Origin of the sequence: Bacteriovorax sp. DB6_IX (assembly GCF_000447775.1) — a bacterium.
Classification (GTDB): domain Bacteria; phylum Bdellovibrionota; class Bacteriovoracia; order Bacteriovoracales; family Bacteriovoracaceae; genus Halobacteriovorax_A.
Map to the genome: position 1 here is coordinate 1 of NZ_AUNJ01000145.1, position 6,933 is coordinate 6,933.

A 6,933-nucleotide genomic window follows, 5' to 3' on the forward strand; every position below is an offset into this window, starting at 1 on the left:
TTTCAATATTTGCCGCACATCCAGCACAGCTCATACCGCCAACTTTCTTATCTATTGTAAGAGATGAGCTCATCTTTACTCCTTCGACATTTTAGAGACAGGAAAGCCTAGTTCTTCAATTTGTTTTTTAAAGAGCATTGGCTTCGACTCGTCTTCAAGTTCAAGAGAGACAACTTGATCTTCGATATTAACAGCAATATTTAAAACACCTGCTTCATCTTTAAGACCATTTTCTATCTTTGAAACACACCCACCGCATTTCACACCTGTTACATTAAAATTTACTTTCTTCATAAAACCTCCATACCCCCTAGGGGTATCTCTTTTTTTATTATAGATCAAGTCTTTTCGTGATAGAATCTTTTTTATGATTGATAAGTTACTGATTTTAAACAAACTTAAAGAGATTTATTCTGAGGACCTTCAAAAGGCCAAGCAAATTGCTGCCGAGGCCAAGGAGCTCATTAACCAGCCGGATATGAAACCAGAAGGTAAATACGATACTCGCCGAACTGAAGCTCAATACCTGGCCGGTGCACAGGCCACAAGAGTTAAAGAACTCGAGGGAGACTTAGAAAGACTCGAACTTCTACAAGTCGCTCGTCATGAACAAAAGGTCACAATTGGGTCATTAGTAAAATGTGCAACGGAGGACAAAGAGGTCCTAATCTTCATCTCCCCTTCAAGCGGTGGCTTCCACCTTGAGATCAACAATCAAAAACTACAAGTCACTTCTTACTCATCACCACTGGGTGATTCATTAATAGGCATGGAAGTCGACGACTTCTTTGAACTCGAAACCCCTAAGGGTGAAATAGAATACGAAATTTTAGAGATATATTAAAAGGTACGCCTAAACGTACCTTTTATGATTACTTGTAACGACAAGAAACACTAGCTTCAGGAAGGTTATTAATCCCTTCTAGTAGTGATTCAGAAAGATGCCAATTCTTTAAACTGGCCTTGATAACAAATGAGTTATCTTTTTCAGAAAGAACTTCTAGGCTCGAATGAGATAAAAGTTCTAAGAGCTCTTCACTCTTATCTGACACTCTTACATTGAAGATATTTTCATAAACATAGTCAGTAGCATAAGATGCTTGGTAACACTGATCTAAGATTGTTTGAGCACTTTGCCGAAATGGCCATAAGTGCAATTAATAAATACTTCATTTTCCCCCCTAAAATAAAATCGTTCTCTCGGCCGGGTGTAAAACCCATAACTGATGAATGGCCCTTGTTGCAGCAAGGTGAAGTCTCTTTCTCGCTCGAGCTGACTCAGGGTAATTCGTACGATCTGCGTCCGGTAGTATCACATAATCAAATTCAAGTCCACGGATCTGATCGACAGTTGTAATATCGATACCTGGGCGGAAGCTAAAATCTTGGTCTAGCACTAAACGGACACCACCAATATCAGCTAACTCATTGAAAAATAGCTTAGCACTATCTTCACGATTACAGATAATCGCCACACTTGCTCTTGGCTCTCTTCTTGTTAAGTCCACGAGAGCATCACTCAATACCATCGAAGCATGGGCCCTATGCTGAATTTGAGTTTGAAGAACAGGTCCTCCCTTTCTCTTTGATTCAGGTAGTTTTTCAGGGGCCAGAGGTCCAAGAACCTTATGGGCAAATTCTACGATCTCGCGTGGGGATCTATAAGACACATTAAGCTCTTGGGCCTTAAAGTTAGGAACCCCAAGGTTCTTAAGTACACTCTCCCAAGAATCAAAGGCCATACTTGGATCAATCTGCTGAACAGCATCCCCCGCAACGGTAAAGTTCCCATTATCATCGAGTGCACTCGAAATAGTCTGTAGCTCAACAACTGAAAGTTCCTGTGCCTCATCTAAGAAAATATGCTTATAAAGCTTCGAGTTCCTACCATCTGCATAGAGAGAGCCCATTTTTAGCTTAATGAGATGGATAAGAATAGGAAGGTCTTCAATATCAAATTGTCCTCTAAGAGGAGCCTTTCTATTTTGATAGTCATCATCTTCATCAAAGCTAGCGATTTGTCTTGCTGTATGCATTTTAAAGTCTTCTAGCATCCTGGAAGTGATCTTTCCTTCTGTCATCTGCGTAAGCTCAGAGAGAAGTTTATGATCAGAGTAGAAATCAAGCAGATCTTCTTTGAAGTTCTTCATCTGCTTCCCAAGCTTAGATATTTTAACTCTTTCGATCCCACCAACTTTTCCAGAGCGATAAACTTGTCTCAGCCTCTGAACAAGTGGAAGTTTTCTATGATCTTCAAAGATCTTTAAGAGCTTTTGAGACGGATCGATCTTAGTTAATTCAGTCTTCGTTTTTTCAATCTGAATTTCAAGATACTTATCCATCAATTCAACAAATTTCTGATGCTTCTTAATCGTTACAACAGAAAGAGGTGCCTCATAGTTAATCTTTCGCGGCAGCCCTTTAATATTTTGAAAGAGCATATCCTTAATCAATTGCTCATTTGTTTTAACATGAACCTTATCTAGCCCAACTGATCTCAACAGAGTTTCTGATAATTTAATTAAACCTGTATTAGGAACAAGAACTAAAGCATCACTTGGACTAAGGTGCCTTTTTTCACAAAGCTTTGCTAATCGATAGAGCGCAACAGTTGTTTTACCACTCCCTGCCCCTCCAGTAATGAGAAGAGGTTCTCTAACATCTTTATTAACAATATCGTATTGAATTTTATCAAGTAACGAAATAACTTCTGGAGAATCAAAATTCGTATTTCCGCGTCCAAAAGCAAGTTCTTGATTGGCCTTTCCTTCGCCACCTTCTAGAACAGAGACTTCCTCATGCAGACTAGTCCAACGTCCTTCCCGTTTTACAAATGACTCTCCATTGCGATCAATTCGTAGTAACTCTCCATCACGAATAGTTTGAATCGATTTCTGAAGTATCGTTCCCTCAATCGTTCTATCATCTAAATCGAAATCAAACTCATCACCTTCTGCATATTGGTAGAAAACCCTAGCAATTGGTGCTTTCTTCCAATCGACAATTTTAAAATTTAGCTCTCGATTTGTAAGGGCCACATGCCCTAGAAAGATATCTTTTATCTTTCCATGTTGCTCAATCTTCATATGCCCAAAATAAGGAGATTGAGGATCAGGGAGGTTGTCGTTCTTAGAATGTCTTTCGGCCAGTTGATGCTGAAGATTTAATTGTTGAAGAATCCCTGGAAGGTCATCTTCTTTACAATTCTTGGCCTCTTCTTTCAGCGCCTTGATATTCCTTTCAATTTCAATCAGAGCAAGAATATTGTGATCAGGTATGCCTTTAATAAGTTCTACGGCATCCTTTAAGATCTTCTCTTGATTGTTAAGGTAATCTAATGAATCTTTTGATAAAGAATCTGTCATAAGTTTCCACACTCCCAAAAAGGTTTGGCCCAATATAATGGGAAACTCGACAAGACGCAATGGTCCCCGCGTATAAACCACTTAAACTGCTCTACAGAAATGGGGTTGAACAAAGAGGTTTACGCCTCAATAACAACACCTTAGTTACTTTTTTTTGAGCAGTTAAAGATACTTAAGTCAATTCTAAGTGATATCATGGAGATAAGTAAGATTTATCCCCATTTATAGGTATCAGTTTTTAATTTTCTATTTACACACTCCCTATCAAAAGGTTTAATGACCGCTAGACTTCGCTCTTGTATTGCCACAAAGCGTAAAAAAGCAAAGGAATATATATGACTCAAAAAGTAATCGGATTTCACTATACTCTCAAAGATGGTGAAGGAACAACTATCGACAGCTCAATTGGTTCAACACCACTTCTCTTCCTAGAAGGAAGCGGAATGATTATCCCAGGGCTAGAACAAGAACTTCTTGGAATGAATATTGGTGACAAGAAGAATATCGAGGTTAAATCTGCCGATGCTTATGGTGATAAGAGAGATGATATGATCATCACTGTTGAAAAAGCTCAATTCCCAGAAGGGACAGAGATTAGTGTTGGTGATCAGTTTAGAGTAAACCAAGATCCTCATATGCCTCCATTCACAGTTCTAGCTGTTGAAGGTGAGAAAGTAACTCTTGACGGTAATCACCCATTAGCTGGTGTTGATCTTTTCTTTGATGTTGAAATCACTGAAAAAAGAGAAGCGACTCAAGAGGAAATTGACCACGGTCATGCTCACGGAGAAGGCGGGCATCACCATTAAAAACTGATACCTATAAATGGGGATGAGTCCTACTCATCTCCATAATATCACTTAAGAAATACTTCAATTTCTTCAACTGTCCTGAAAAAGTTTAAATAAGGTCTTGTTTTTAAAGCTTTAGACTCGTCTCACAGCCCCATTTCTGTATAGCAGTTTATATTTTCACACCGTGGAGCTTTAAGATCTCGGGAATTCTCTTTTTAATCAGCTTTAATCCCCTATTAAAATCCTGCCTAAGTTTAATTGAATCTGAGCGGCTCTTACTAAAACAAATATAAAGATCCTTCATTTCAATCGCAGGCCTCAAAAACTTTAACCCCTTCAATTTAGGGTGACGAGAAATATAGTATTGAGCAACGAGATCATCAATAAAGATATAATCAACTCTCTTGGCCTGCAGCTTTCGTAGGTTATTCAGATCATCTCGAGCATAGTCTTTAACAAAACCCTGCCCTTCATCAATTCCCTTCGTATTGATATAACCTCTAACAAGTCCGACTCTCTTTCCATTTATGAGCTTGAGGTAGTCCCCTTTTGGCGATACATTCTCATTTGAATTATAGTAAAGACCTGCTGGTCCAGAGAAAATGCCATGAGAGAAACTAAACTTTGTTAATCTCTTTTCATCATAGTACTCGGGAAAAAACCCATTATAGCTTTCATCCTCAGCCATCTTTACCGCTCGGCTCCATGGTACGAAATGAAAGACCACCTCATGGCCAACAGCATGAAATGCCTCTTTTACAATCTGAGCTAAGAAACCATTATTCTTAAGCTCTTTACTCACGTAGGGAGCCCACTCAATTGTTAGAAGCTCAATTTTTTGAGCAAGGGAAAACTGAGAAAGAAGGATGAGGACGAAGATTTTAGCTCTCATTAAATTCCTCTATCCAAAATCGTGCTCGTGAATCATCAAAACTCTTCGATGCTTGCGTTCCCCATATAGGTCCTGGCCAAGCTCGATCATTTTGGTATCTTGCAAGAACATGAATATGTAATTGTGGTACAACATTTCCAAGACTTGCGACATTAATTTTGTCAGGATTTAGTTTTTTGAGCTTATTCGAAAGTAGAGTGATCTCTCTTGTCAGCTCGAACTGATCTTCCATTTCAAGGTCAGACCAGTCCTTCATATTTTCTCGTAATGGGATGAGGACAAACCAGTCTAACTCACCGTCTTTAATAAGCCTCAGCTCACTTAGATTTAGCTTCTTTATAAATATACTATCTGCAACAATTCTTTCATTAATTTCCATAGGTCATTATAACCTCAAAGTTAAACAAAATAAACTGATCCCTTTACGTGGGGTTAAGTCCACCCAGATAGTCCAGATTATAAAAACAAATAAAGATGTCGATATGCGCTTGTAGCATGTCGACTCTCTTCGTTGAGCACCAACTTTTTCGAATTAGTCTGTTAATGTGAGCTCGAAACATCGCACATGTATGATTCAGAGTAAAAAGTGGGTCAAAGTGCTGGCGCTTAAGTTCACCTTGCCCGGCCACACAAGATCTCCCTCCCTTGTAGCGTTTGTGCTCTTGTGAGCTAAAGTATTTTGCGACGATTTTTGGATATGTATTGTGCTCATCTGATTCAATCAAAGCATCTCTATCAATCGTTCTATATATTTTTCCCATCAAACGATTGAGTCCACGCTCATGATGATTTTCGCGATATCCGTATTTCTTCTTTGATTTCTTGGCGAGATGACCAAAGGCGGGAATCCTTGAAACCTCCGCCCCAAGGACAAAGCGACGTTTCTTATCTACTGCAAGACTCACACTCAGAGGCTTCATTTTTGTATGCTCTAAAGTTATCAGATCATCAAATTGCATATTTTGAACTTGGGACTTTTCTAATTTTTTCAAAAAACTTCGCTGTCTTCTGCGAGATTTTTCCGCCAGGTACTGAACTTTTCTTGCGACTGTTTTGTAGTTGATATTAAGCTCGCGAGAGATACTTCTCATGGAGGAACGATCACAGAGCATGCGATAAATTCGGTGATTCACACGTCTTTTCTTTTGGTACTTTTCAAAACTGAAAGTCGCTCGAGAGAATTTCTTACCACAGACTTTGCATCTGAAGCGTTGAATTTTTCGAGAGTCACAGGCTCGTTTGTAGCGGCCATCTTTGATGACAAGCTTGTTTTTAGTGGAAGAATTACAGGGAGAATTTGGGCAGTTATAAATCATAACTGCTTTATGCAAGATGTATATTTTTAGCTTTGGGTATCTATCGGAAATAACAAGGAGCTTTAAAGCTCCTTGTCTATATTTGATTCATTTTAATTAAATTTTAACACCAGCAATATGTAGCAGTTTAGATACTTACAACCTATTTACTAGAGGGAGCCTTAGAGTAAATGTCGTGTGAGAAAGATATTCATTATAATAAAGCTCACCCTCAAGCTTCTCAGCTAAGTGTCGACAAAGTGAAAGACCGACTCCCGTCCCCTTTCCTCTTTCCTTAGTTGTATAAAAAGGATTCATCATTTCAGCAGCAACTTCAGAACATATCCCCTTACCCGAATCTTGAATGCTAATAAGTAAATCGCGATCAGTTTCCTCTAAAATAATTTTAATCCACTTGTCTTCTAAGTTTTCAATCGCATCAATACTATTATTAATTAGATTGATTAGAATTTGAGAAATCGCAGTTGATTTTGAGAATATACTTTCAAGATTTGTTAGTCTCTTTAACTTAACTTCAACACTATTCTTCTTGAGTTTAAAAACACAGAGATCAAGTGTTTCATCAA

General features: G+C 38.5%; 9 protein-coding genes. 2 read left to right on the forward strand and 7 right to left on the reverse strand.

What is annotated here, in order from left to right:
• Positions 1-75: 75 nt before the first annotated feature.
• Positions 76-294 carry a heavy-metal-associated domain-containing protein gene (locus tag M901_RS04375; protein WP_021276463.1) on the reverse strand — a complete coding sequence of 73 codons (219 nt, stop codon included), beginning with the start codon at positions 292-294 and terminating at the stop codon, positions 76-78.
• A 73-nt stretch (positions 295-367) separates the two neighbouring features.
• Here M901_RS04375 and M901_RS04380 point away from each other — a divergent pair, with 73 nt between their 5' ends.
• Positions 368-844 carry a GreA/GreB family elongation factor gene (locus M901_RS04380; RefSeq protein WP_021276980.1) on the forward strand — a complete coding sequence of 159 codons (477 nt, stop codon included), beginning with the start codon at positions 368-370 and terminating at the stop codon, positions 842-844.
• 28 nt (positions 845-872) lie between these two features.
• On the opposite strand, the gene M901_RS17745 is transcribed toward M901_RS04380, so the two are convergent.
• Both M901_RS17745 and M901_RS04390 read right to left on the reverse strand, forming a co-directional pair.
• A complete protein-coding gene (locus M901_RS17745; protein WP_198295343.1) occupies positions 873-1,052 on the reverse strand; it encodes a hypothetical protein in 180 nt (59 codons plus the stop codon).
• Positions 1,053-1,181: 129 nt separating this feature from the next.
• Entirely contained in the window at positions 1,182-3,365 is a 2,184-nt protein-coding gene (locus M901_RS04390; protein WP_021276976.1) for a UvrD-helicase domain-containing protein, read from the reverse strand.
• A gap of 335 nt (positions 3,366-3,700) precedes the next feature.
• Between M901_RS04390 and M901_RS04395 the strand changes: the two genes are divergently transcribed.
• Positions 3,701-4,174, forward strand: a complete 474-nt coding sequence (locus M901_RS04395) for a peptidylprolyl isomerase (protein WP_021276975.1) — start codon at positions 3,701-3,703, stop codon at positions 4,172-4,174.
• 154 nt (positions 4,175-4,328) lie between these two features.
• Here the strand turns inward: M901_RS04395 and M901_RS04400 are convergent, their stop codons facing one another.
• The 4 genes from M901_RS04400 to M901_RS04415 all read right to left on the reverse strand — a co-directional run.
• Positions 4,329-5,051: an ABC transporter substrate-binding protein gene (locus M901_RS04400; protein ID WP_021276981.1), complete on the reverse strand. Its 723-nt coding sequence runs from the start codon at positions 5,049-5,051 to the stop codon at positions 4,329-4,331.
• Positions 5,041-5,430 (reverse strand): HIT domain-containing protein, encoded by a 390-nt coding sequence (locus tag M901_RS04405; RefSeq protein WP_021276982.1) that lies wholly within the window; start codon positions 5,428-5,430, stop codon positions 5,041-5,043. Before M901_RS04405 ends, M901_RS04400 begins: the two co-directional genes overlap by 11 nt.
• 43 nt (positions 5,431-5,473) lie before the next feature.
• A complete protein-coding gene (locus M901_RS04410) occupies positions 5,474-6,367 on the reverse strand; it encodes a hypothetical protein (RefSeq protein ID WP_021276977.1) in 894 nt (297 codons plus the stop codon).
• 135 nt (positions 6,368-6,502) lie between these two features.
• On the reverse strand, positions 6,503-6,933 hold a 431-nt coding region (locus M901_RS04415), incomplete at its 5' end, for a sensor histidine kinase (RefSeq protein ID WP_021276979.1).